This window comes from Actimicrobium antarcticum (assembly GCF_039536745.1).
Taxonomy (GTDB): domain Bacteria; phylum Pseudomonadota; class Gammaproteobacteria; order Burkholderiales; family Burkholderiaceae_D; genus Actimicrobium; species Actimicrobium antarcticum.
Genome location: NZ_BAAAZE010000011.1, coordinates 1 through 24,427, shown reverse-complemented (window position 1 = coordinate 24,427; position 24,427 = coordinate 1). Strand labels below are relative to the sequence as shown.

Here is a 24,427-nt window from a genome sequence, read left to right as displayed (position 1 = left end):
TCATCACGAAATTCCAGTGCGGCGGATTCCATCAGAAAAGTAGTCGCCTCATTCGGTCCTACACACACTGTCGCGCGCTGGACGCGCCGCTGATCCAGTGTGTAACCATCAGTTGGATCATCCTTAAACAGGAATGAAAGAAATATCCGACATTTTTTCCGAATTTCAGAGTGGCACCAGGTTGATCAATATGTTGCAAGACTGAGATCGATTCAGGCCTCGTCAATCCAGAGTCAATGTAATCATCTGCAAGGAGCGCCGGTTTGCGAATGCTCAATCGACTAAGTCACAGTGCGTTTTTTTATGACCTTACCGTGGGTCAGGAGTGCACTATCAGAAAGGTAAAGGTGCCAGTTAGATACATTGTTGGATTGGATATAAGTTGGTATCAAGCGTGGCGCTAAATCAATCGGTTCCGTTCGATGGCAACATGCTCACTGCCCATGAGTACAGCGCAACGAACAACAAGACATCGAAGACCGCGCCCAGGCATATATAGAGAACCGGCATGTATAGCAGAGACATTTTGTACAAGATCAACGTATGCAGCACGACCTTGTGCGGAATCATCAGCATGAAATAACTCAAAATGAATACCGTATGAATGATCTTGATCGGCAGACTAAGATGCAGCAGGTAGTACCCGATTGCGAGCATCACGGGAATGGCCAGCATCAGCATGTAACCGATGCTGATGATATTGCGCATGTGATCGGGAATCGTGTAGGGAAATTGCGATGGTGCAAACCAGAAAAATAGCAGGGCAATACCCTGAACGACACAGACAATGCGTATCAAATATTTGAGTGGGAGGGATTTGTTACTCATACTGCCAGTGAAGAAAAATACCAGCAGGGTCACTAGAGCTGACCCGAGCATCATTGTAAAGCTGGGCATGTAGGTGCCCGCTGCTGAATTACTCCACTCAAAGTGCAAACCATCGATAGTTGATGTCTGATGCAGGACATGCAGCGGAACGTCTAGGCGTGTGAGCCAGAACACAATACAGTCTCGCCAGAATCCCATCAGATACGGTTCTGCGAACAGCAGTACAGCGCAAAACAACAGCGGCAACAGTATCGCCTGGGCAATCAGATACGGTGTGGCGGTGACCCTGTGCAGCGCGCGGTGCTGATGCGCTCCGGCGTGGCGTTTACGAGCGTCCCTGATGGCGACGGCGGCTGCATCGAAGGCAGCATCACGCAATCTCATCATTTGCGACGGTTGTTCTTTTTGAGATTGCATGGGGTCAGTCGAACTGGCGAGAGAAACCGATATCAGCGCCGCTGCGCTCATAGGTCGGGTTGCGATAATGGTTAACGCTGATACTGATGCCCCAGTGTCTATCGAGTCGATGCCGCCAGGATAAACTGGCTTCCTGACTGTTGAAGTCAACCAGATTGGTGTTCGCCGCTAGTGGCAGGTAGCCTTCGCTACCCCAAGCTACCCGGCCCGACCATGTATTGCGATTGTCCGGACTATAGTTCGTGGCGATGTATTGTTGGCGGGTGTACACGCTGCCAGGGCTGCTGCGATTGAATCGCACACCTGCCTCGACTACCAGCGGTTGTGCGAAATAATAAGCACCGCCCAGACTGAGGCTGCGATCGACATGGCCGTCGGGCGCGTTGTAGTAGCCGAGTCCGATGGAGGTAATAAAATTCTTCTTGGGTAGCCACTTTTTGTAGAGAAAACCATCGAGGCGTATTCGAGGCAGATAAAAGGCCCCATCGCCAGCACCGATCGAGGCGCTGGTGAACCAATCATCATTAATAGTAACGGTATCGGTCAGACCAAAGAAAACGCCGGAGGTATCGTATTCGCGCTTGGACGAAATTTCACCCTGAAAAACCTGATTGTCTTTTTCGAGAACACCTCGCACAGTCAAGTTGCGCCAGGCGGAATAGCCTCCCGTAAGTTGCTGTGTTCCAGTCGTTACTTCAACATTGCGTACTGGCGTTCGTAACAGGATATCCGGTGGCGCGGTCTGGTTCGTCTCTGCGTGGGCGGGAGCGACCAGGATCGTTACCGCGCTGAGCAGCAAGCCTATCATCTGGAAAGAGGGGGGGCGGCTAGTTGGCAAGCGAAGCTCCGTCGTGGGTGGTTAATGCGTTGCTGGATGAGAGAATGGCGGCAATGCGTTGAGCGGACAGTCCGTCTCCAAAAGGGCTTTGCGTGACTTGCATCTGGCGGTAGATGTCGGCGTTGCTGAGAAGAAGGCCCGCATGAAAACGGATCTGGTCGATATCGGTACCAACCAGACGAGCGCCACCCACGTCCACCAGTTCCTGGCGCTCGGTGCTATTGCGTGCAACAAGCACCGGCTTTGCGAAGGCTGACGCTTCTTCCTGAATCCCGCCCGAATCGGTCAAGGTGAAATGACAGCGCACCAGCAAATCAATCAAAGCGGGATACTCCAGCGGAGCTGTCAGGCAAAAACGCCGCTGCACTGACTGCGGTAATTTTGCAATTTCATTTTCTACGTCCAGACGTACTGCCGGATTGGGATGCACTGGCCAGATGACTACAGTATCGGGATGGTCTGTCAGGATTGCCGCGGCGGCCTGGGCAATCTGCCGAATAGGCTGACCCCAGTTTTCTCTGCGATGGGCGGTGATCAGGATCAAGCGATCATCAGCATGTTTTTTTAGGAAGACCTGCGCAACTGAGGGAAGTGCCGGGTTGTCCTGGCCAAAGGTTTTGTGCAAACGGTCACGTGTCCAGAGCGCTGCATCAATGACGGTATTGCCGACCTGATGAATCTGATCGGGGGGGATGTTTTCGGCTAGCAGATTGCGGCGTGCCTGGTCGGTGGGAGGGAAGTGCCAGCGGGCTAGTCGGCCGATCATTTCACGGTTTTTTTCTTCAGGAAAAGGGTCCCGCTCATGGGTCCGCAATCCTGCCTCAATGTGGGCAACCGGTATGTCGTCGTAGTAACCGATCAAGGCACCAATGAACGCCGATGTCGTATCGCCCTGGACCATGACGACATCTGGCTGCAATGTGCGCATGGCAGCTTCCAGACCGTCAGTGAGTGCCGACGTTAGATGCGCCAGTGTGGATGATTTTCGTTGCAGGTCGATTACGAGGTCGGGCGGCATCTCGAAGAAACGATAGAGCTCGTGTGCGACGGCCTCGTGTTGGCCGGTATGGATGATTTGCACGCGGTTTCCTTGTGCTTGCAGGGCTTTGTAGACCGGAGCCATTTTGATAATCTCGGGACGGGTGCCAAGACATGTGAGAAAGGTCTGTTTGCGCATGTGTTGAGTGAAATCTGGTGATAGGTTGTCGGTGGTGATATCACGCCTGGAACCTGTGGGCTCGATGAGCAATAGCGTGATTTCCGGTGCAGCATTCGATCGCAAATTCGCTTTGTTGAATGCCGTCACTTTTATAGCATCGGGGATTTTTGGCCTGTTTGACAAATGTCATTCGCTCATTTTCCTTGGCCTGTACAGGGCATATCAGATCGGCTATTTATTGGTGTTCGTTGTGCGCTAACATCGAATTTGCAGGCAACATAAATTGAACTTTGCGGAGTTTTGCGGCACTCAGTCAGGAACAGTTTTTCAGCGTAAATGGTCATGCTGGACGAGCACGTCAAAAATCCCAAATTCTTGCCAACAGGAATGGCGCGCTGGGTCGTAAAAATAAGCAGCTTCACACACATGAAAGACGTAATTCACTACATAGATTCATTGAGATTTTTTGAGAGAAATCGGCCGACAACGTAGCGGAGGTTTGATTCCGCTCTTAGCGAGATGTCGGCAATCGTGTTCTCCAGTGACGGAATTTGCACGATTGCCTGATCCTGTTATTGGTACGACGATTTGTTACGAACAGGCGGCCTTTGCTGCTGCAGGTATAACTCCTTTGGCCTGCAAAAGCTGCGCGACGACTTCATCTGTGAACGTCCAGTGACCCGTCTGCTGGTATGGAAGCGCTTCACGCAACCAGCACTGTGCAGATTCATTGTCACGCTGCTTCCAGGCCAGAAACGCCAGCAAACCCCAGGCATAGTCGGATTTGACCTGGTGTAGCCAGGTTGCCCGGTGGTCTTTCATCCACTGCCGATAGTAGGTGGATGCATCTGTTGGTAGCAGCGGGAAATCGAACAGCAGCGGGAAAATTTGTGCAACGTGTTCGGGGTAAAAGGTATGGCTTAACGATTTTTGTTCAGGCTGTGTCGACACCAGAAAACGCTGTCCTTTTGCATCCCAGAATGTGGTGCGGATTGCTCTCGCAAATTCACGTGCTTCGATATTTTGCGGTACGCCACCGCGTATGGTCTTGTACGACCAGACTTCCAGATTGTCCATGAAGAGCCCGTGCTGGAAGACGGGTGAAACAAGATAGACACCGCGTTGGGGGTCGTAGAGTTGGCCAAGCGCTTTTGAAGAGGCGTCGTAGCTTTTGCGCCAGCTCGGCTTTTCTTTCAGTTGTTTTGGCATCGTGCGCAGAAACTTCATCCAGATCGCCAGCAAGGCGTCATCGGCATCGGCCGACTTGCATCCTAGCCAGACCGGGCCAGTACGACAAAAACGATCAAAACTGCCATCCGGCCGCTGTCTGGCGATGAGCCATTCAGCCCATTTTTCGGCATGAGGTGAAATATCCAACCCATTCTCACGCGCAAGCAACAGCGCTTGAAGCGTGAAGTAGGGATCAATGATATTGCCGGTTTCCAGGATCGTGATGGCACCGGATTCGTCGACAAATCCTTTCGGATCGAGCTTCGGCATTGGTGCTGCCTGTACAGGGGCTGCCAATAGCAGGCCCGCTACGATTGCTGCAATTGCCGTAAGTAGAGGTCGATTCAGGATGCCCAAACGAACCCCACATTTCTGGCCCAGATGGAGCCGTGAGAGACGGCTCCTGATTTTGCAATGATGTTTTCTGCACTGATGGTCGTCGGAGCGTCGATGCGACCAATGACTGCCCCTGCGCCGAGGACAATGTCAGTTTCAGAGATGAGCGGTCCGGCCACCTCTGTGTGATCCAGCAGATAGATGCGCTCTTCGCAAATCAGCGAACCGATGATGCGGGCAGCGTTCCCGACGATGATGCCTTCTCTCACTTTGATGTCCCCTATGACTGTTGTGTGGTTTCCGATGATTAACCGACCCGTGACCACGAGTGAGCCTTTGTAGATGTGCCCTGCAGGTAACGTGCAGTCACCCTTGATTAATGTCAGTGAATCAGTGCGCCGAATTGCACCAGGCAAGGTGCCCAGGTCGGCGGGGAAATAGCCGAATGCTTCGGGCGCCGGAACATCATTTCCTCGGTGTCCAAAGCGGATCACGGGGGCACTAATTCTTTCAAAACAGCATTGCGCCGCGAGTTCAACAGCAATATTGGATGAAAGTCGACGCAAGGCCACGCAGGCGGTATCAAGTTGTATGAGGCCGTCAGCATGTGCCCATTCAAGCACCTCGCTGTATGGCCCGAGCTGAATTCCGCCGCCGCACAGCATGGCTACGAAGCTGCTGTCGCGACCGCATTCCAGGTCCCCGTCTACATAGAGTGGGCGGTTGCATCGAATCGAGGATCCCGATCTGATGGGCTGCCGTCCAATAATCGGATGCAAGCCGTCCAGCCAGTTCATTTGATCCGCGGATTCCGGGACATAGTCGAACTTTGTCGGTGAAGCCTGGTCAAGTGCTATATGCGCAACCACATCGTTGCGAAACTTGCGCGAAAAAAAATCGATTTCATTGGCATATTGCCTTGCAATCGGCAATGGCGAGCAGTCCGCAGGCGAGCGCCATTCGTTGACAGCCGGTATGAACGGCAATGACAGTATCGCAAGGCACAGCAGGCAGAACAGAACCAGTGTGAGGGTGGGATTCATCATCATGGCACCGGCGGTTGGCGATAGCGTACGGTTTTGTCCCACACCATTTCTCGTTTGAATATCCAGTCGACAAACAAACTCCAGGAGGCGTGTGAAATGGCAAGCAGACTGATGAAGAAACACAGCAGATTGAAGGGTAGCAATCGAATGCGTTTGCGGTTGCCGTCGAGCAGGACTGCAATGGCAATTTCGAAGAATGCTGCGAAGTTTCCCATCGTACTGAACGCCATCAACGCAAATGCAGGGATCAGTCGATTGAGCAGGGAGCCCGCATTGGCAAAGTACAGCGCGAGTACGATGAACCACCCTGTCAGCAGCAGCAGCGGAACAATGAATACGAGCAGTAGCAACATGCCGTCGATACGCTCACGCAAACTGAGATAGGGACTGGTCAGGAACTGGAACCAGTAACGCACCATGACCTGGTTATGTCCCTTGGACCAACGCTTTACCTGCTTGATGCGAATTGCCCAGTCTTCAGGAACTTCTTCGTAACATTCGGAGCGATTGGTGTAGACCGTTTTCCAGCCATTGAGCATGAGCCGGTAGGTAATGTCCGTATCTTCGGCAAGGATGTCGTCGTGCCAGCCACCGACTGCATTGACAGCGGAGCAACGCACTCCGCCTACCGTGCCGCCGTACTGGGGTAGCAGTTTCAGGTTCATTCGCGCTTGCTGGTCGACCTGATATCCGCCCGATCGTTCGAGATCTAGCATGCGGGTGAGCAGGTTTGCACCGGTATTCATGGGCACGACACGACCCATCACGGCGCCAACCTCGGGGTCAAAAAATGGCGCTACCAGTTGCTTGAGCAAGCCGCGACCCGGAACATAATCGGCATCGAAGATGATGACGATATCGCCTTCGATATAGGGAAGGGCGTCTTTCAGTGCGGCAGATTTCCCCCCTTTGCCGGTGAGTCTGTGAAACGGCGTGATGCGTCCGGGAAAGCGGGCGACATAGTCGTCGATGATTTCCCTGGTGCGATCAAGAGAGCGGTCGTTGACCGGAACTATTTTTAGTCGATTTTTCGGGTAGTTGGTATCAAGCAGTGCCTCAATGCAGCCGGCGATGACTTTCTCTTCGTTGTGTGCGGCGATGAACACGGTAATCATGGGCCAGTTGGCATCCTCGATATCGATGTACGGATGGCGTTGCCTGCCGAACAGCCGACTGATCGTGAAAGCAAAATGCCGCACACCGTAAATCATCATGATGACGACGATCACGAACAGGACTACTGCCATCATTGACACCAACGGCCGATCGTTCATGACAGGCATGACGTCACTCACACCGATCGTTCTGGGTGGAAGGTTATCGATGACGTCCAATGTTGAATTGCCGCTTTGCGAGCGATTCAGGTCGAGGGGTTTGGCCCGACTGAAATTGCCGGGATTGCCGGACGTGCCGGAGTTATCCGCGACGGCAATGAATTGTTTGCCGGATGTGGTGTCTTCATTAGGGATCGTATGCGATTGCGTCATCGCACGTGAAGGTTGGACGTGTGTTTGTGCTTGCGCAGGGTGGTACAGCAGGATGCCGAGCATCAGCACTAGCCAATGCAATGCCTTTGTGAAAAAGGCAATAGGTCGTTTCGAGCAAAGACGCATTTTTATCACTTATCCCAATTTTGTTTTCTATGAAAAGTAAGTCGTGACCGCTACGCATCTGCTTTGATGCATGGCCAAAACTTGGGAAAAGTGTATTCGGCGTGCGGCTAAATTCCTTGACAAGAAACAAGTGAAGTTGAAACTTAAGCAAGTTGTGTACGACCTAATTCCTTGCGAATCCAGCTAGAATCGCGCGCGAGAAATCCGCAGCAAAGTTGGCGCGTTGAATTGCTGTTGGAGCAGGTGTGGAGAGTGCTGCGATGGCATTTCGGGTGCCGGAGCACTGGGCAATGCCGAAAGCGGTGGTCTGGCTAGTGCAGTTCGAGCAGCAGCCTGGCCGCTGCGATGCCGCTGCGAACCGCTGACTCCAGCGTGGCGGGATACGGGCTTGCGGTGTAGTCACCGGCGAGGATGACACCCTGCAGTGCGGTGAGGATGGAGGGGCGTGGCAAGCCGGGAGTGCAGCTGAAAGTTGCACGTTTTTCGGTAATGACTTTGGTCCAGAGCGGAGTTGCCAGATCGGGACGTTTCAGCACGTCGGCCAGTTGTGTTGCCAGTGCGGTTGTCAGCTCGGCGTGACCTGTTTCGATGGCGAGGCTGGACGCACTGATAACGACCGCCAGCAGACCGGCCTGGTCAGCATTGAGTTGTCCGCGATCAAATACGAACTGCCCCCAATGCTGCACGCTTGGGTCATCAACGAGCGCATAGAACGGCAAGTCCAGCTGGCAGTCGGGTGGATATTGCAGATAACAAGTGGTGATGGGTTCGTGGGTAAAGTTGCTTAGCGCCGTGACGTCTGTGTGGGGTTTCATTAGCGCGCGAGCTGCATCGATGTCGGTGGCGATGACCACGTGATCAAATTTTGCGTCGTCGTGCTGGTCGGACGCGAAGCTGATCTTCCAGCCATCATTGCATTTGCCAATCGCATGCGCCCTCACGCCCATCATTACCTTGCCGTCGTGTCGCAAGACAAACTGTGCGGCCTGCTTCGGAAATAGCGTACTCAGATCGCAGCGTGGCAATAGCATGTCCGAGGCCGCGCGACGTGCGCCCAGACTGTCTTTCAGGACATTCAGGAATACTTGTGCCGACGCCCGTTCAGGTGGCGTGTTGAGTGCGGCAATGCATAGCGGTCGCCACATTAATTGGACCAATCGCTCGGTCTGCTCGAAACGCTCAAGCAACTCGGTCACACTGCAGTCCGTATCGAGTTGCCAATCCATCCATCGTGCCGCCGAAGTGAATCGCATCAACGCCAGTTTGTCCGCACGGATCAGGCCGGTGGCGCGCCACAATGCCACGATCAGATGCAAGGGAGCCGGAAGTCGAGGTGCGACGAAGTCCATTCCGCAACCAGGCGGGTAGCGCATCTGTAGCGGCATTCGCAGCAGCGACGAGGCAAGGTCGATGCCGACCACTTGCATCAGGCGCAGCGACTCCCGATAGGCGCCAAGCAAAATGTGCTGGCCATTGTCCAGCGCCTGGTCATGGATCATCACTTGTCGGGCGCGTCCGCCCGGAGTCCGTGCGGCGTCTATCAGTGTGACTTGCTGTCCGCCAGCAGCCAGCGTTACTGCAGCGGCGCAGCCAGCCCAGCCCGAGCCGATGACTGCAGTGTGGATGGCCATCGGTATGTCTCAGCCGCGGATGTAGGTGCGCCACGCCAGCCAGAGCTTGCGGATTGGCGTGAGCGAGATGCGCTGGCTCAGTACATGAAAACCGTCCCGTTCGATCTCGGTCAGCAGGGCACGGTAAATGGCCGCCATGATCAGGCCAGGGCGCTGGGCGCGACGGTCCACCTGCGGCAGAGAAGCGAAAGCTTCCTCATAGGCATCCTGTGCGCGACGCACCTGAAATCGCATCAGGTTTTCAAATTTGTCGTTGTGCCTGGCATTGAGCAGATCGGCTGCAGTCACGCCAAATTGCTGCAGCTCATTGACGGGTAAATAGATCCTGCCGATCCGCGCATCTTCACCGACGTCGCGGATGATATTGGTCAACTGGAAGGCCAGTCCCAGCTTCTCTGCGTAGGCCAGCGTCTGCTTGTCCTGATAACCAAAAATACTGGCCGACAGAATGCCGACGACCCCTGCCACATGCCAGCAATACCGCTGCAGGCCGATGTAATCGAGATAGCGGGTTTGATCGAGGTCCATTTCCATGCCGTCGATAATTGCCAGTAAATGCTGGCCATCGAGCTTGTACGGCACCATGTGCGGTTGCAATGCCAGCGTCACCGGATGCGTCGGTGTCCCTGCCAGCATTGCGCCGATCTCGCTGCGCCACCAGGACAGCTTGGTCCTGGCGATGCCAATATCCGTGCATTCATCGACGGTGTCGTCGACTTCGCGGCAGAACGCATATAGCGCCGTGATGGCGCGCCGGCGTTCTGGCGGAAGGAACAGGAAGCTGTAATAAAAACTGGAGCCGCTTTGCGCAGCCTTCTGTTGGCAGTAATCGTCAGGAGACATGGAGAATGGTGCCAGGCAAGAATCGAAGCCGCTATGCTAGCCGAGTGTGACAATACCGACAATCACTACGACACGCCAAGTCGATAGATAAACGCTGATGACTGCGAGCGTGCAAGACCGGGTGGTGCGTCAGATGCGCATGCCAACCGGTCGACTTGACCGGTTTCTACGGCCCGTTGGGGTGCGACTTCATGCGTAATGCCCGCCACACCAGTCGCAGCCAGTCGAGTTTGCCGAGCTGCGGTCGCTGCCTGAAGACGTCGTAGCCAACCTCTTCGATCATCTCCAGAATCCGCAATCCACCCTGAACGATCAACCGTAACTCCCAGCCTATCCGGCCCGGCAACCGCAGGGCAAGCGGAGCGCCTGCCAGCAGCATGGCCCGGGCGCGTGTTACTTCAAAGGCCATCAGTTCACGCCACGCCGTATCGACGCGTTGCGCGTCCAGATGCATCTCGCCGACGCCGAAGCGCGCCATGTCTTCCAGCGGCAAGTAAATGCGCGATTTTTTCCAGTCCACGGCGACGTCCTGCCAGAAGTTGATCAATTGCAGTGCCGAGCAGATGGCGTCGGATTGCACAAGATTGCGTTCATCGGCTGCACCGTATAAATGCAACATCAATGTGCCGACCGGATTGGCAGAGCGCCGGCAATAGTCGAGCAAGGTTCTGAAGTCGGCATAGCGCGTCGTCACCACATCCTGCCTGAACGCCGAGAGCAGGTCGCGTAACGGCGTGACGGGCAAATGCCAGTCGATGACGACCGCCTTCAGTTTGCGAAACATCCTGTTGTCGGATTCGCCACCGGCTACGATCAGATCGAGTTCCTGTTCGTAGCCAGCGAGAGCAGTCAGGCGCTCATCGGGGCCGGCATCGCCTTCATCGGCCAGGTCGTCGGCACTGCGGGCAAATGCATAGATCGCCTCCACGGGCGGGCGCAGGCGCGCCGGCAGCAGTATTGACGCGACAGGGAAATTTTCGTAGTGATCGACAGCCATCCGGCATTACTCGCAAAGTTGCTTGGTAAAAATGCATATGAAAATTCGAGGTGTGCTTTTATAATTAATAACCGGGAAGTCAGTAATTTGCGCCGCTCTGACGCAGCTTGCGCGTAGCGCGTCCCGGGTTGGCACCTAGTCTGCCTTTTTTTCTGTCCGAATAGTAAAGGAAACCGCTTTGGCCTCCCGCTTGAATTCTGCTTCTTCTGGTTCTTCTGCCGCAATGCTGAAATCTGCCGTCTCAACCTCTATCGTGTTGACCCTCGCGCTTGTCCTGCTGGCAGCATGTTCCAAGCCGGTTGAAAAAGTGGAAGACATCCGACCGGTACGTGCCCTCACACTCAGTGCCGGTAATGTCAATACCGTGGCGGAGTTCTCTGGTGATGTGCGCCCGCGTATCGAATCACGCCTGGGCTTCCGGGTTGGTGGCAAGATTATTTCGCGCAAGGTCGAGGTGAGTTCGCTGGTCAAGCGTGGTCAGGTATTGATGCAGCTGGATCCGCAGGATCTGCAACTGGCACAAATTCAAGCTGGCGCTGCGCTGAAAACGGCCCAGAGCAATCGTGATCTGGCCAAGGCAGAACTCCAGCGGTACGAAGAATTGCGCGCCAAAAACTTCGTCAGCCAAGCGGTGCTCGACGCCAAACAAACCGCTTACCAGGCGGCCCAGTCCGGCGTCGACCAGACGACGGCGGCTTCCCGCAACCAATCGAATCAGACCGGGTATGCAACGCTGGTGTCGGATGTCGACGGTGTCGTCACCAGCATCGATGCCGAAGCAGGCCAGGTCGTGGCGTCGGGCACCACGGTCGTGCGGGTGGCCCAAAGTCGTGACAAGGACGTCGTCATCGGTATTCCGGAAGGGCAAGTCGAGTTACTCCGCAAGGTCAGTGACATCCGCGTGCATCTGTGGGCTGACCCGACCAAGGTCATTGCAGGAACCTTGCGTGAAGTGTCGCCGGTTGCCGATCCGGTCTCGCGTACATTCACTGCCAAGATTGCTTTGCCGACGGATTCAGCCGATATCAAGCTCGGCATGACGGCTTATGTCGCGTTCACCAGCACGATTCCGAATGCCATGATCCGCGTGCCGCTGACCGCACTGGTGAGGCAGCAAGCGGGAAGCGCCGTCTGGGTAATAGACAACGGCGCAGTCAAACTGGCACCGGTGCAGGTCGCCATGCCGTCCGGGAATGATATTTTGCTGGCGGGCGGAGTGACGGCCGGACAGACCATCGTGATCGCCGGTGCGAATTTGCTCAAGCCTGGCCAGAAGGTCACGATTCTTGATGATGATCTGGCAGTACGTGATGCGGCCTTGCGTGGCAATAGCGGTGCAGCGGGCACCAGCACGAGTCCGGCCAACAGCACGACAGGCGCCGGAGCCGCAAAATGAAGGGCGGTTTCAATCTGTCACGCTGGGCGCTGGAACATATCCCGCTAACGCGTTACCTGATGGCGGTGCTGCTCATTGGTGGCATGCTCAGTTATGGCCGTCTTGGTCAGGACGAAGACCCGCCATTCACTTTCAGGGCGATGGTGGTGCGCGCCGCCTGGCCAGGTGCCACTGCCTTGCAAATGGCGGAACAAGTCACCGACAAGCTGGAAAAAAAGCTGCAGGAAACACCGTACATTGACAAGATTCGCAGCTATTCCAAGCCTGGCGAAACACTGATCATCCTGCAGCTGCGCGAATCCACGCCACCCAAAGAGACCGCCGGCGCCTGGTACCAGGTACGAAAAAAAATCGGCGACATCCGTGCCACTTTGCCGGCAGGCGTCAATGGGCCTTTTTTCAATGACGAGTTCGGTGACACTTACGGGTCGATCATTGCGCTCTCTGGTGAAGGGTTTACCTATGCCGAAGTGAAAGACTATGCCGACTTCGTGCGACAGCAATTGTTGCGCGTGAAATCGGTCGCAAAAGTTGAACTGTTTGGCGTGCAGGATGAGCGCATCAACATCGAGTTTTCCCAGAAAAAGTTCGCCCAGTTGGGCATCAGCTTTGACAGCGTCATTGCCCAGCTGGCCGCACAGAACTCGGTTGAGGGAACAGGTGTCCTGGTCACTCCGACCGACAACCTGCAGGTTCGTGTGACCGGCGCACTGATGACAGTAAAGGATCTCGAAAATCTCGACCTGCGCGCCAATGGCACCACGTTCAAGCTCGGAGACTTTGCCACGGTACGCCGTGAATACCGTGATCCGCCGCAGGACAAGATGCGTTACAACGGCAAGGAAGTGATCGGGCTCGGCATCTCAATGGAGAAGGGCGGCAACATCATTGAGCTGGGCAAGAGTCTTGACACCACCCTTGCAGCGGTCAAGGCCAAATTGCCTGTCGGCGTGGAACTGTCGCGCGTCGCCGATCAGCCGAAGGCCGTCATTTCATCAGTCAGTGAATTCCTGCATACGCTGGTCGAGGCGGTATTGATTGTGCTGGCGGTGAGCTTTCTTGCGCTCGGATTGCATACCAAACCGTTCCGGCTCGACATGCGCCCTGGCCTGGTAGTGGGCCTGACCATTCCGCTGGTACTGGCAATCACGTTCCTGTTCATGCGCATACTGGATATCGACCTGCACAAGATTTCACTGGGTGCACTGATCATCGCACTGGGTTTGCTGGTCGACGACGCCATCATTGCCGTTGAAATGATGGTGCGAAAAATGGAAGAAGGTTTCTCGCGCTTCGACGCGGCCACCTTCGCCTATACCTCGACGGCGATGCCGATGCTGACCGGAACATTGATTACGGCAGCAGGTTTCCTGCCGATCGGGCTCGCGAAATCTGCGGCAGGTGAATATACGTTTTCGATGTTTTCGGTGAATGCGCTGGCGCTGATTATTTCATGGCTGGTTGCGGTCATATTTACACCGTACATTGGTTACGTGCTGCTCAAGGTCAAGCCTGCAACGGGTGCCGATGCCCATCACGAACTGTTCAATTCGCCGTTCTACAACCGCTTTCGCAAGACCGTCAACTGGTGTGTCGAATGGCGCAAGATCACGATCCTGCTGACGCTGGGTGCGTTCGGGCTAGGCGTGTTCGGATTCAAATTCATCGAGCAGCAGTTCTTTCCGGACTCCAGTCGGCCGGAGCTGATGGTCGAACTGTGGCTACCCGAAGGCTCGGCGTTCAAGGCGACCGAAGCGCAGGCCAAAAAGTTCGAGGCATTCATTCAGAAGCAGGACGGCGTCGACAGCGTGACCAGCTACGTGGGCACCGGAAGTCCGCGTTTCTACTTGCCGCTGGATCAGATTTTCCCGCAAACAAACGTCTCGCAAATCGTCGTGCTGGCCAAAGACCTGAAAGCCCGGGAAGCGTTGCGCCTCAAAATCGTGGCGATTTTCAAGAGCGATTTCCCGGAGGTGCGTGGTCGCGTCAAGTTGTTGCCTAACGGTCCGCCGGTACCGTACCCGGTGCAGTTCCGGGTCACCGGGACCGAAGTCACCAAGGTGCGTGCCATCGCTGACCAAGTGAAGGAAATCATGCGCACCAATCCGAATGCGATCGGAGTCAACGATAACTGGAACGAGTCGGTGAAGGTCTTGCGTATTGACCTCGACCAGGAAAAATTGCGTGCCGTTGGCGTGACATCCCAGGCGGTCATGCGGGCTGCCAATACGATATTGACCGGCTCCACGATCGGCCAGTTCCGTGATGGTAATCGCCTCATCGACATCGCGATTCGCCAACCCGTGGATGAGCGTTCGACCATCTCGGCACTGGATCAGGCCAACATACCGACTGCCAGTGGCAAATCGGTACCGTTGTCGCAACTCGCCAAAGCCCAATTTGTCTGGGAGCCGGGCGTGATCTGGCGCGAAGGCCGGGAATGGGCGATCACGGTGCAATCCGATGTCAGCGATGGCATTCAGGGGCCGACCGTGTCGGGTCAGATCAATCCGAAGCTCGACGCCTTGCGTGCCGCGCTGCCAGCGGGCTACAAGATCGAATTGGCCGGCGCTGCAGCAGACAGTGGCAAGGCACAGGAGTCGATTGCAGCCAACGTGCCGCTGGTGATCTTCATTATCTTCACGTTGCTGATGCTCCAGCTGCACAGTTTCTCGCGCTCACTGCTGGTATTTCTGACCGGACCGTTGGGTGTGGCCGGCGCGGCGATGGCACTGCTGCTGCTGCACCGTCCGTTCGGTTTTGTTGCCCAGCTCGGTGTGATTGCACTGTTCGGCATGATTATCCGCAACTCGGTCATCCTGATCGATCAGATCGAGCAGGACATCGCTGCAGGCTCGGCACCATGGGATGCGATCGTCGAGTCGGCGGTGCGACGTTGCAGACCAATTATCCTGACCGCGGCAGCTGCAGTGCTGGCGATGATTCCGCTATCTCGCTCGGTGTTCTGGGGTCCGATGGCCGTGGCCATCATGGGCGGACTGATCGTGGCAACGGCATTGACCTTGTTGTTCCTGCCGGCGCTCTATGCTGCATGGTTCAGAGTAAAAAAACCGGTGCCGAGTTGATTTGACGCGTACGAACTGGTGCGCATCTGCCGACATGGGCCAAAAATCACGGCGAGGTGTAAAAAAATCCAGTAAAATCGGGCGTTGAAGTTGAACGGCCTCTGGCGAAGGCAGTGCAGGGCGACCGATTTTCATGTGAGGGTCGCCCTTTGCTTTTGGCAGGCGCACATTCCCGCGAGGATGGCGAAATTGGTAGACGCACCAGGTTTAGGTCCTGACGCCAGTAATGGTGTGGGGGTTCGAGTCCCCCTCCTCGCACCACAGAATTCTTTATTATTATTTGGACGATTCACATGGCAACTGCTGTCGAAACCCTCGAAAAACTTGAGCGCCGCATCACCATTACGGTCCCATTGGCGGATGTCCAGGCAGAAGTAGAAAAACGCCTGAAGGCGCGTGCCAAAACCGCAAAAGCTCCCGGCTTCCGTCCTGGCAAGGTGCCAATGAAGATGGTCGCTGCCCAATACGGCTACCAGGTGGAAACCGAAGTACTGAACGACAAGGTCGGCCGCGCATTCAATGACGCTGCCAACGAAAACAATCTGCGTGTTGCCGGCTATCCGCGTATCGAACCAAAAGCCAATGGCGAAGGCGCCGTTGAAGGTTCCGTGACATTCGATGCCACATTCGAAATCTATCCGGAAGTAAAGATCGGCGATCTGGCTACCGCTGAAGTCGAAAAAACCGTCACCGCAGTGACCGACGTTGAAATCGACAAGACCATCGCCATCCTGCGCAAACAACGCGCACACTTCCACGTCAAGGGCGAGCAGGGCGCGCACGGCGACGGCGGTGCCGATCAGACCGCACAGCCAGAAAACCGCGTCACTGTGGACTTCACGGGCTCGATCGATGGCGTCGAGTTCCAGGGTGGCAAAGCCGATGACTACGCATTCGTGCTGGGTGAAAACCGCATGCTGCCGGAATTCGAAGCGGCCATCACCGGCCTGAAAGTCGGTGAGTCCAAGACATTCCCGCTGGCTTTCCCTGCTGATTATCACGGCAAGGATGTCGCTGGAAAAACCGCCGAATTCACGATCACGCTGAAAAAACTCGAATGGGCGCACATGCCTGAAGTCGACGCTGAATTCGCAATGACGCTGGGTGTGGAAGATGGCGATCTGGCCAAGATGCGCGCCGATATCAAAACCAATCTCGAACGTGAAGTTGGTGGCCGCACCAAAGCCAAGACCAAAGACAGCGTGATGGATGCGCTGATCAAGTCGGCTGAACTGGATGTGCCAAAAGCGTTGGTCGAGCAAGATGTCGAGCGTCTGGTCGACATGACCCGCCAGGATATGCAGCAGCGCGGCATGGACGTGAAAAGCATGCCGTTCCCGCCGGAACTGTTCACAGCCCAGGCCGAGCGTCGCGTTCGCCTTGGATTGATCCTCGCCGAAGTCGTCAAGACCAACAGCTTGCAAGCCACCGCTGAGCAGGTCAAAGCGCAAGTCGAAGATTTCGCACAGAGCTACGAAGACCCGCAACAAGTGCTGAAGTACTATTTTAGCGACCGTCAGCGTCTGGCCGAAGTTGAAGCCCTTGTATTGGAAGAAAACGTCGTCAATTACGTCTTGGGAAAATCGAAAGTCACGGAGAAATCCGTTGCATTCGATGAATTGATGGGCAACAACGCACAAGCTTAAAACGGCTGTGTGCTCTCCAAAGGAAAGCAGATGACAATGATGATGAGAAACCCCGCTCTGGATACCCAGATGCTTGGCATGGTGCCGATGGTGATTGAGCAAAGCGGGCGCGGTGAGCGGGCATATGACATTTATTCGCGCTTGTTGAAAGAACGTGTCATTTTTCTCGTTGGCCCGGTCAACGATAGCGTGGCCAACGTGATCGTCGCGCAACTGCTGTTCCTGGAGAGCGAAAATCCGGACAAGGATATTTCGTTGTATATCAACTCTCCTGGCGGCTCGGTATCGGCTGGTATGGCAATTTTCGATACCATGCAGTTTATCAAGCCGAACGTGTCAACCCTATGTACCGGACTGGCCGCGTCGATGGGCGCGTTCCTGTTGGCAGCAGGTGCCAAGGGAAAGCGTTTTTCGTTGCCGAATTCCCGCATCATGATTCACCAGCCTTCCGGTGGTGCACAGGGCCAGGCGACCGATATTGAAATCCAGGCCAAAGAAATCCTGTATTTGCGTGAACGTCTGAACGGTATCCTTGCTGAAAAAACCGGACGTACTATCGAGGAAATCCGCAAGGACACCGAGCGTGACAACTTCATGTCGGCAGATGAAGCTGAAAAATACGGCATGATCGACAAGGTACTGACCACGCGCGAGTAACATTCAGCGAGTCAGCACGCGATACGCCCAAGTCGGAGCAAAAAGCGCCCGGACGTTAGCCCGTTCGGGCGTTTTGTTTTGACGCTACGCATGTATGCCGATCGACGGAATTATTACCACCTGCCGTGACGGATTTTGAATTCGCGGGTAAGATCAAACAAACTTCACCAGACCAATCCCCCATGTCCGATAAAAAATCTTCTACCAGCGAAAAATTGCTGTATTGCTCCTTTTGCGGAAAGAGCCAGCACGAAGTCAAGAAGCTGATTGCCGGTCCGTCGGTGTTCATCTGCGACGAGTGTATCGATCTGTGCAACGACATCATTCGCGACGAAGCGTCGACCGTGGAATCGGTTGCCGGTCCGAAATCGGAGCTGCCTACACCGCAAGAGATTTGCGAGTTGCTGGGGCAATACGTGATCGGACAAGATACCGCCAAGCGCATCCTGTCCGTGGCTGTCTACAATCATTACAAACGTCTTCGCCATCTCGGCAAGAAAGATGATGTCGAACTAGCCAAGAGCAATATCTTGCTGGTTGGTCCTACCGGCTCCGGTAAAACGCTGCTGGCACAAACACTGGCGCGGACGTTGAATGTGCCATTCGTGATTGCGGACGCGACGACATTGACCGAAGCAGGGTATGTCGGTGAAGACGTCGAAAACATCATCCAGAAACTGCTGCAGGCTTGCAACTACGATGTCGAGAAGGCGCAAAAAGGCATCGTCTACATCGATGAAATCGACAAGATTTCCCGGAAGTCGGACAATCCGTCGATCACGCGCGATGTCTCTGGCGAAGGCGTACAGCAGGCGCTGCTGAAGCTGATCGAAGGCACGATGGCATCGGTCCCGCCACAAGGCGGCCGCAAGCATCCGAACCAGGATTTCGTGCAGATCGATACGACCAACATCATGTTCATTTGCGGTGGCGCATTCGATGGTCTGGCGAAAATTATCAGCAATCGCTCCGAAAAGGGCGGGATTGGTTTCTCGGCTAGTGTCAAAAGCCAGGGCGAGCGTTCAGCCAGCGACATGCTGCTCGAAACCGAACCGGAAGATCTGGTCAAATTCGGTTTGATTCCCGAGTTGGTGGGACGTCTGCCAGTCGTGGCGACGCTGAGCGAGCTGACCGAAGACGCGATGATTCAGATCTTGCTGGAGCCGAAGAACGCCTTGATCAAGCAATATGCGCGACTCTTGCAAATGGAAGGCGCGGAACTGGAAGTGCGTCCGGCAGCACTACACGCGATCGCACGCAAAGCCCTGCAACGCAAGACCGGAGCACGCGGATTGCGTTCGATTCTTGAGCATGCACTGCTCGACGTGATGTACGAGCTGCCGAATCAGCAAAATGTCTGCAAGGTGGTGATTGATGAAAACACCATCACACATGGCGTCAAACCATTGATGATTTATCACGAGCAGCCGAAAGTTTCCGGGGCTAAGTAAATCTTATCGATTGATTGCAGATGGTGATACCGCTCTGCCATCTGCTTTTGACGCCGCGCCAAGTAATATGAAACCGACGCAGATCAGTTTCATGCTCACCGAGGCACCGTCGGCGACCCTGTTCGCAGACTGTGCCGAGGCAAGCAGTCATCCCGGTCTTTCCCTGGACACTGATTTTTGTTCTGGAACGGCCTTGTGTTTTCCGTTCTCGCGCCAACATCAATTACACGATTTTGATAAGGCTCGCCATGACGACTTCTACTTTTACTGAACATACTCAGTTGCCGCTATTGCCGTTGCGCGATGTCGTAGTATTCCCGCACATGGTCATACCGCTCTTTGTTGGCCGGCCAAAATCCATCAAGGCGCTTGAAGCCGCGATGGAACAAGGCAAGAGCATCATGCTTGCAGCACAAAAAGCTGCTGCGAAAGATGAGCCCTCGGCCGATGATATTTATGAAATTGGTTGCATTGCCAATATCCTGCAAATGCTGAAGCTGCCCGATGGTACCGTCAAGGTGCTGGTCGAAGGTGCGCAGCGCGCCCGCATACACCACATCAGCGAACTCGATTCCCACTTCATTGCTGACGTGACTCCTGTCGAGTCCGAGCCAGGTGATGAGTCCGAAGTCGAAGCGATGCGCCGTGCGATCGTTCAACAGTTCGATCAGTACGTCAAACTGAACAAAAAAATCCCACCTGAAATTCTGACATCGCTGGCAGGGATCGACGACGCCGGGCGACTGGCAGACACCATTGCCGCGCACCTGCCGCTGAAGCTGGAACAGAAACAGGTCATCCTGGAAATTTTCAATGTCGCGAAGCGCCATGAGCATTTGCTTGGCCAGCTCGAAGGTGAGCTCGACATCTTGCAGGTCGAAAAGCGCATCCGTGGTCGCGTCAAGCGCCAGATGGAAAAGTCGCAGCGTGAGTACTATCTGAACGAGCAGGTCAAGGCGATCCAGAAAGAACTAGGCGAAGGTGAAGAGGGTGCCGATCTCGAAGAACTCGAGAAGAAAATCGTCGCTGCAAAAATGCCGAAAGAGGCATTGGCCAAGGCACAAAGCGAACTCAAGAAACTCAAGCTGATGTCACCCATGTCGGCCGAAGCGACCGTGGTGCGCAACTACATCGATACGCTGGTCGGACTGCCATGGAAGAAAAAATCCAAGGTCAATAATGACCTGACCAATGCCGAAAAAGTACTCGAAGACGACCACTTCGGTCTCGACAAGGTCAAGGAACGCATTCTGGAATACCTCGCCGTACAACAACGGGTCGATAAACTGAAGGCGCCGATCCTGTGTTTCGTCGGCCCTCCGGGCGTAGGCAAGACATCGTTGGGTCAGTCCATTGCCCGCGCGACGAATCGCAAGTTCGTTCGCATGGCATTGGGTGGCGTTCGGGATGAAGCAGAAATTCGCGGACATCGCCGGACGTACATCGGCTCGATGCCAGGCAAGATTTTGCAAAGCCTCGCGAAAACCGGTGTCCGTAATCCGCTGTTCCTGCTCGACGAAATCGACAAGCTCGGCATGGATTTCCGCGGTGATCCGTCATCGGCGTTGCTGGAAGTGCTCGATCCGGAACAGAACCACACATTTTCCGACCACTACGTTGAAGTCGATTTCGACCTGTCAGACGTGATGTTCGTGGCGACGTCGAATTCGTACAACATTCCGCCGGCACTGCTCGACCGGATGGAAGTGATTCGGCTGTCCGGTTATACCGAAGACGAAAAGACCAGCATCGCGCAACGCTACCTGTTGCCCAAGCAAATCAAGAACAATGGTTTGCTGGAAGGCGAGATCAGCATCGCCGAGTCGGCGATTCGCGACATCATTCGCTACTACACCCGGGAAGCCGGTGTGCGTGCGCTTGAGCGTGAAATTTCGAAAATTTGCCGCAAGGTCGTCAAGATGCTCCTGTTGAAGAAACAGGAAAAGAAAGTGGCCGTCACCGGCAAGAACATCGACAAGTTCCTTGGTGTGCGCCGCTACGACTTCGGCGTCGCAGAAAAGGAAAACCAGATCGGTCAGGTAGTCGGTCTTGCCTGGACCGAAGTCGGTGGTGATTTGCTCACCATCGAGGCCGTCACGATGGCGGGCAAAGGGCAGATCATTCGTACCGGTACGCTGGGCGATGTGATGAAGGAATCGATCGAGGCGGCGCGCACGGTGGTACGCAGCCGTGCCAAGAACCTCGGTATCAAGCTCGATGCCTTCGAGAAGAACGATATCCATATTCACGTGCCCGAAGGCGCGACACCAAAAGATGGTCCGTCGGCCGGTGTGGCGATGACGATTGCGATGGTGTCCTCGTTCACCGGAATTCCGGTGCGGGCAGACGTGGCGATGACGGGCGAGATCACGTTGCGCGGCGAAGTGTTGCCGATCGGCGGCTTGAAAGAAAAGCTGTTGGCGGCGCATCGCGGCGGTATCAAGATAGTCATGATTCCCGAGCAGAATGTGAAAGATCTGGCGGAGATTCCGGACAATGTGAAAAACAAGCTCGAAATCGTTCCGGTGCGCTGGATCGATAAAGCACTTGAAATCGCACTGGAAAGAATGCCCGTGCCGCTGACCGATGAAGAAGCTGCGCTGAGCGCCGTTGCTGCACAAAAGAAGGATCCGGTTGATCCTTCCATCCTGACGCACTGACGTTGGTTCAGCTGCAAATAGCTCTACAAAAAAAGCGCTCGAAAGAGCGTTTTTTTATGCAACGTCATACTGCAAATTAAATTGTGTGCAATTTGATTGTCCTGAATGTAGCGAATCTGCTGATTCATGTCGTCCATCGAAAATTCGCGACATTTATGGTTGGCAAAGCGGTCAGTGATACGCTAAAATGTCGAGTCTTGGCGTGGTGACAAACGCCAAAAAATGCGGTTGGTTTGCTAAGCGAACTTCATTTGGGTGCTTAGCTCAGTTGGTAGAGCGGCGCCCTTACAAGGCGTAGGTCGGGAGTTCGAGCCTCTCAGCACCCACCAGGCAGCCATCGGCAGTATTTGAAGCACGTGGTAAGCAGCACAGTAATCAGGAGTGGTAGTTCAGCTGGTTAGAATACCGGCCTGTCACGCCGGGGGTCGCGGGTTCGAGTCCCGTCCACTCCGCCAAAACATCCAAAAAGGCGAACGCGAGTTCGCCTTTTTTCATATGTGTCCTGCGATAGAATTAGTCGCAACTTGTCTCTGAATGGTTGACCATGTTTGAATTCGTTCGTACTCATAAGCGCCTCATGCAGTTTTTGCTGCTGTTGATCATTGTCCCGTCGTTTGCACTGGTTGGTCTGGGCAGTTATAAAAGTTTTGGCGATGCTGAAAACGTGGTCGCCAAAGTTGGTGGCCAGGCCATCACCCAGCCAGAATACGAAGCCGCACAGCGCGAACAAATGGAGCGCTTCAAGCAAATGTTCGGTGCCCAGTTCGATCCGAAAATGTTTGATACGCCTGACGCCCGTCAGGGCATTCTGGATAACCTGATTGCACAGCGCGCCTTGTCGGTTGAAGCGGCGCGCAAGAACCTGAGCGTTGCAGACGCCGCGTTACAGAAAAGCATTACCAGTATCGAAGGCCTCGTTGGTCCCGATGGCAAATTTGACGGCGAACGCTATCGTTCATTGCTGGCGATCCAGGGCATGACACCTGCCATGTACGAACAACGGTTACGGCAAGACATGGCCGTCCAGCAGTTGAACGCCGCAGTCCAGTCCACCGCTTTCGCGCCGAAAACTGTAGCCACGCGCCTGTCCGACATCAACGAGCAGGAACGTACGGTGCAGGAGTTGCTGTTCAAACCGGCCGACTACGCTGCGCAGGTCAAGCCGACAGCAGACATGTTGAAAGCCTACTACGACAAGAATTCACGCCAGTTTGAAGTTCCCGAGCAGGCCAAAGCCGAATATGTCGTTCTCAACAGCGATTTGCTGGCGGCACAAATTGTCGTGACCGACAAAGAAGCGGCTGACTTTTACGAGCAAAACAAGAAGCGCTTCGGTATCGAAGAACAGCGCCGTGCCCGTCACATACTGGTGAGCCTGAAAAAAGACGCCTCGGCAGCCGACAAAGCAGCAGCCAAGGTAAAGGCCGACCAGTTGCTGTCGCAAGTGCGCAAGACACCAGCAGATTTTGCAAAGATCGCCAAAGCCAGCTCGGACGATACCGGGACCGCAGATAAAGGCGGCGACCTCGATTTCTTTGGCAAGGGAATGATGACCAAGCCTTTCGAGGATGCCGTGTTCAAACTCAAGGCCAACGAGATTAGTGATCTGATTGAAACCGACTTTGGTTTCCATATCATTGAAGTCACCGCGATCAAGCCGGAGACCATCAAGACGCTGGATGAAGTCAAACCGGAAATTGTTGCCGACATCAAGAAGCAGAAAGCCGCGAAGCAATACTCGGAAGTCGCCGAGCTCTTTACGAACACGGTCTACGAGCAAGCAGATAGCCTCAAGCCAGTCGCCGACAAGCTCAAACTGAAAATTGAAACCGTGTCGAATTTGACCCGTCTGCCAAATCCGCTGGCACCACCCGATGCACGGTATAACAATGCGAAATTTCTGAAGGCGCTGTTCGCCGATGATGCACTGAAAAACAAGCGCAATACCGAAGCCGTCGAAGTTGCACCGAGCACCTTGATTGCAGGTCGTATCCTGGAATACAAACCGGTGGCCAAGCGGCCATTTGCCGACGTCGAATCCATTGTGCGCGAACGCGTGATCGCCGAAGAATCTGCCTTGCTGGCAAAGAAAGCTGGCGAAGCGAAACTGGTGGCATTGAAAGCTGCTGACGATGTCGCTGGTTTTGGTGCTGCCAAAGTGGTGTCGCGGACCAAGAATGATGGGATCAATCGCAACGGCTTCGAGAACGTGATGAAGGCAGATATCCGCAAGCTTCCGGCAATTGCCAGTGCCGACCTGGGCAACCAGGGTTATGCAATCTACCGCATCAGCAAAGTGGCGCAGTCTGACAAAACCGATCCTGCGCGTCGCAAGGCCGAGCAAGACCAGATTGCCAATGCGCTGGCACAACAGGAAATGCTTGCCTACATCGATGTGTTGAAGCAAAAAGCCAAAGTGAAGATACTGAAGCCGGTGGTCAAAGCCCGCACCGCCGCCGATGATCTGGCGCCGACAGACACCGCAGCGAAATAATTCGTTCCCCATTAAAAAAGCCGCTCCGAGCGGTAATGCCGTTCAGATAAGCGCCTTCTTCAAGACGCGAACGACATAGCGTACTGGCTTTGCTTTGAC

The 24,427-nt window shown here is 54.7% G+C and carries 16 protein-coding genes and 3 tRNA genes; 10 read left to right on the top strand and 9 right to left on the bottom strand.

Translation table 11 applies throughout. The features are described from left to right. Nucleotides 1-405: 405 nt before the first annotated feature. The 9 genes from ABD720_RS14170 to hpnC all read right to left on the bottom strand — a co-directional run bounded on the left by ABD720_RS14170 (nt 406) and on the right by hpnC (nt 10,938). Complete coding sequence (locus ABD720_RS14170; protein ID WP_344764012.1) at nt 406-1,245, bottom strand: hypothetical protein; 840 nt, start codon at nt 1,243-1,245, stop codon at nt 406-408. 4 nt (nt 1,246-1,249) lie between these two features. Next, complete coding sequence (locus tag ABD720_RS14165) at nt 1,250-2,083, bottom strand: YaiO family outer membrane beta-barrel protein (RefSeq protein ID WP_344764010.1); 834 nt, start codon at nt 2,081-2,083, stop codon at nt 1,250-1,252. Continuing rightward, nucleotides 2,073-3,389, bottom strand: a complete 1,317-nt coding sequence (wecB, locus tag ABD720_RS14160) for a non-hydrolyzing UDP-N-acetylglucosamine 2-epimerase (RefSeq protein WP_344764008.1) — start codon at nt 3,387-3,389, stop codon at nt 2,073-2,075. The genes ABD720_RS14165 and wecB overlap by 11 nt, the downstream gene beginning before the upstream one ends. A 444-nt stretch (nt 3,390-3,833) precedes the next feature. Continuing rightward, nucleotides 3,834-4,829, bottom strand: a complete 996-nt coding sequence (locus ABD720_RS14155; RefSeq protein WP_344764006.1) for a hypothetical protein — start codon at nt 4,827-4,829, stop codon at nt 3,834-3,836. After that, entirely contained in the window at nt 4,817-5,854 is a 1,038-nt protein-coding gene (locus ABD720_RS14150; RefSeq protein ID WP_344764004.1) for a bactofilin family protein, read from the bottom strand. The genes ABD720_RS14155 and ABD720_RS14150 overlap by 13 nt, the downstream gene beginning before the upstream one ends. Next, nucleotides 5,854-7,128 (bottom strand): glycosyltransferase family 2 protein, encoded by a 1,275-nt coding sequence (locus ABD720_RS14145; RefSeq protein ID WP_425547981.1) that lies wholly within the window; start codon nt 7,126-7,128, stop codon nt 5,854-5,856. Before ABD720_RS14145 ends, ABD720_RS14150 begins: the two co-directional genes overlap by 1 nt. A gap of 650 nt (nt 7,129-7,778) precedes the next feature. Next, a complete protein-coding gene (gene hpnE, locus ABD720_RS14140) occupies nt 7,779-9,098 on the bottom strand; it encodes a hydroxysqualene dehydroxylase HpnE (protein ID WP_344764003.1) in 1,320 nt (439 codons plus the stop codon). A 9-nt stretch (nt 9,099-9,107) separates the two neighbouring features. Next, complete coding sequence (gene hpnD / locus ABD720_RS14135) at nt 9,108-9,941, bottom strand: presqualene diphosphate synthase HpnD (protein ID WP_344764001.1); 834 nt, start codon at nt 9,939-9,941, stop codon at nt 9,108-9,110. A gap of 166 nt (nt 9,942-10,107) precedes the next feature. Then, complete coding sequence (gene hpnC, locus ABD720_RS14130; RefSeq protein ID WP_344764000.1) at nt 10,108-10,938, bottom strand: squalene synthase HpnC; 831 nt, start codon at nt 10,936-10,938, stop codon at nt 10,108-10,110. A gap of 223 nt (nt 10,939-11,161) precedes the next feature. On the opposite strand from hpnC, the gene ABD720_RS14125 reads away from it, so the two are divergent. The 10 genes from ABD720_RS14125 to ABD720_RS14080 all read left to right on the top strand — a co-directional run bounded on the left by ABD720_RS14125 (nt 11,162) and on the right by ABD720_RS14080 (nt 24,328). After that, nucleotides 11,162-12,334 carry an efflux RND transporter periplasmic adaptor subunit gene (locus tag ABD720_RS14125; protein ID WP_344763999.1) on the top strand — a complete coding sequence of 391 codons (1,173 nt, stop codon included), beginning with the start codon at nt 11,162-11,164 and terminating at the stop codon, nt 12,332-12,334. Further along, on the top strand, nt 12,331-15,420 hold the full coding sequence (locus ABD720_RS14120) for an efflux RND transporter permease subunit (RefSeq protein WP_344763998.1): 3,090 nt from the start codon (nt 12,331-12,333) through the stop codon (nt 15,418-15,420). The genes ABD720_RS14125 and ABD720_RS14120 overlap by 4 nt, the downstream gene beginning before the upstream one ends. A gap of 174 nt (nt 15,421-15,594) precedes the next feature. Next, nucleotides 15,595-15,681, top strand: a tRNA-Leu gene (locus ABD720_RS14115). A gap of 32 nt (nt 15,682-15,713) precedes the next feature. Then, nucleotides 15,714-17,066, top strand: coding sequence for a trigger factor (gene tig / locus ABD720_RS14110; protein WP_344763996.1), 1,353 nt, complete (start codon nt 15,714-15,716; stop codon nt 17,064-17,066). A 30-nt stretch (nt 17,067-17,096) separates the two neighbouring features. Beyond that, the gene (clpP, locus tag ABD720_RS14105; RefSeq protein WP_344763995.1) at nt 17,097-17,723 is read left to right on the top strand and encodes an ATP-dependent Clp endopeptidase proteolytic subunit ClpP; all 627 of its coding nucleotides are present in this window, start codon (nt 17,097-17,099) and stop codon (nt 17,721-17,723) included. A 182-nt stretch (nt 17,724-17,905) separates the two neighbouring features. Further along, entirely contained in the window at nt 17,906-19,174 is a 1,269-nt protein-coding gene (clpX, locus tag ABD720_RS14100; protein WP_344763994.1) for an ATP-dependent Clp protease ATP-binding subunit ClpX, read from the top strand. Between the two features lie 248 nt (nt 19,175-19,422). After that, nucleotides 19,423-21,834 (top strand): endopeptidase La, encoded by a 2,412-nt coding sequence (gene lon, locus ABD720_RS14095; RefSeq protein ID WP_344763993.1) that lies wholly within the window; start codon nt 19,423-19,425, stop codon nt 21,832-21,834. A gap of 253 nt (nt 21,835-22,087) precedes the next feature. Then, nucleotides 22,088-22,163, top strand: a tRNA-Val gene (locus tag ABD720_RS14090). A 49-nt stretch (nt 22,164-22,212) separates the two neighbouring features. Continuing rightward, nucleotides 22,213-22,289: transfer RNA gene (locus ABD720_RS14085), tRNA-Asp, on the top strand. 89 nt (nt 22,290-22,378) lie between these two features. After that, on the top strand, nt 22,379-24,328 hold the full coding sequence (locus tag ABD720_RS14080) for a SurA N-terminal domain-containing protein (protein WP_344763991.1): 1,950 nt from the start codon (nt 22,379-22,381) through the stop codon (nt 24,326-24,328). Nucleotides 24,329-24,427: the final 99 nt, after the last annotated feature.

What these genes read in the sequence shown, in the direction of transcription:
- hpnD (WP_344764001.1), bottom strand. Translation starts at nt 9,941, where the DNA reads ATGTCTCCTGACGATTACTGCCAACAGAAGGCTGCGCAAAGCGGCTCC.
- hpnE (WP_344764003.1), bottom strand. Translation starts at nt 9,098, where the DNA reads ATGGCCATCCACACTGCAGTCATCGGCTCGGGCTGGGCTGGCTGCGCC.
- clpP (WP_344763995.1), top strand. Translation starts at nt 17,097, where the DNA reads ATGACAATGATGATGAGAAACCCCGCTCTGGATACCCAGATGCTTGGC.
- ABD720_RS14170 (WP_344764012.1), bottom strand. Translation starts at nt 1,245, where the DNA reads ATGCAATCTCAAAAAGAACAACCGTCGCAAATGATGAGATTGCGTGAT.
- lon (WP_344763993.1), top strand. Translation starts at nt 19,423, where the DNA reads ATGACGACTTCTACTTTTACTGAACATACTCAGTTGCCGCTATTGCCG.
- ABD720_RS14125 (WP_344763999.1), top strand. Translation starts at nt 11,162, where the DNA reads ATGCTGAAATCTGCCGTCTCAACCTCTATCGTGTTGACCCTCGCGCTT.
- hpnC (WP_344764000.1), bottom strand. Translation starts at nt 10,938, where the DNA reads ATGGCTGTCGATCACTACGAAAATTTCCCTGTCGCGTCAATACTGCTG.
- ABD720_RS14145 (WP_425547981.1), bottom strand. Translation starts at nt 7,128, where the DNA reads ATGAACGATCGGCCGTTGGTGTCAATGATGGCAGTAGTCCTGTTCGTG.
- ABD720_RS14080 (WP_344763991.1), top strand. Translation starts at nt 22,379, where the DNA reads ATGTTTGAATTCGTTCGTACTCATAAGCGCCTCATGCAGTTTTTGCTG.
- clpX (WP_344763994.1), top strand. Translation starts at nt 17,906, where the DNA reads ATGTCCGATAAAAAATCTTCTACCAGCGAAAAATTGCTGTATTGCTCC.
- ABD720_RS14150 (WP_344764004.1), bottom strand. Translation starts at nt 5,854, where the DNA reads ATGATGAATCCCACCCTCACACTGGTTCTGTTCTGCCTGCTGTGCCTT.
- tig (WP_344763996.1), top strand. Translation starts at nt 15,714, where the DNA reads ATGGCAACTGCTGTCGAAACCCTCGAAAAACTTGAGCGCCGCATCACC.
- ABD720_RS14120 (WP_344763998.1), top strand. Translation starts at nt 12,331, where the DNA reads ATGAAGGGCGGTTTCAATCTGTCACGCTGGGCGCTGGAACATATCCCG.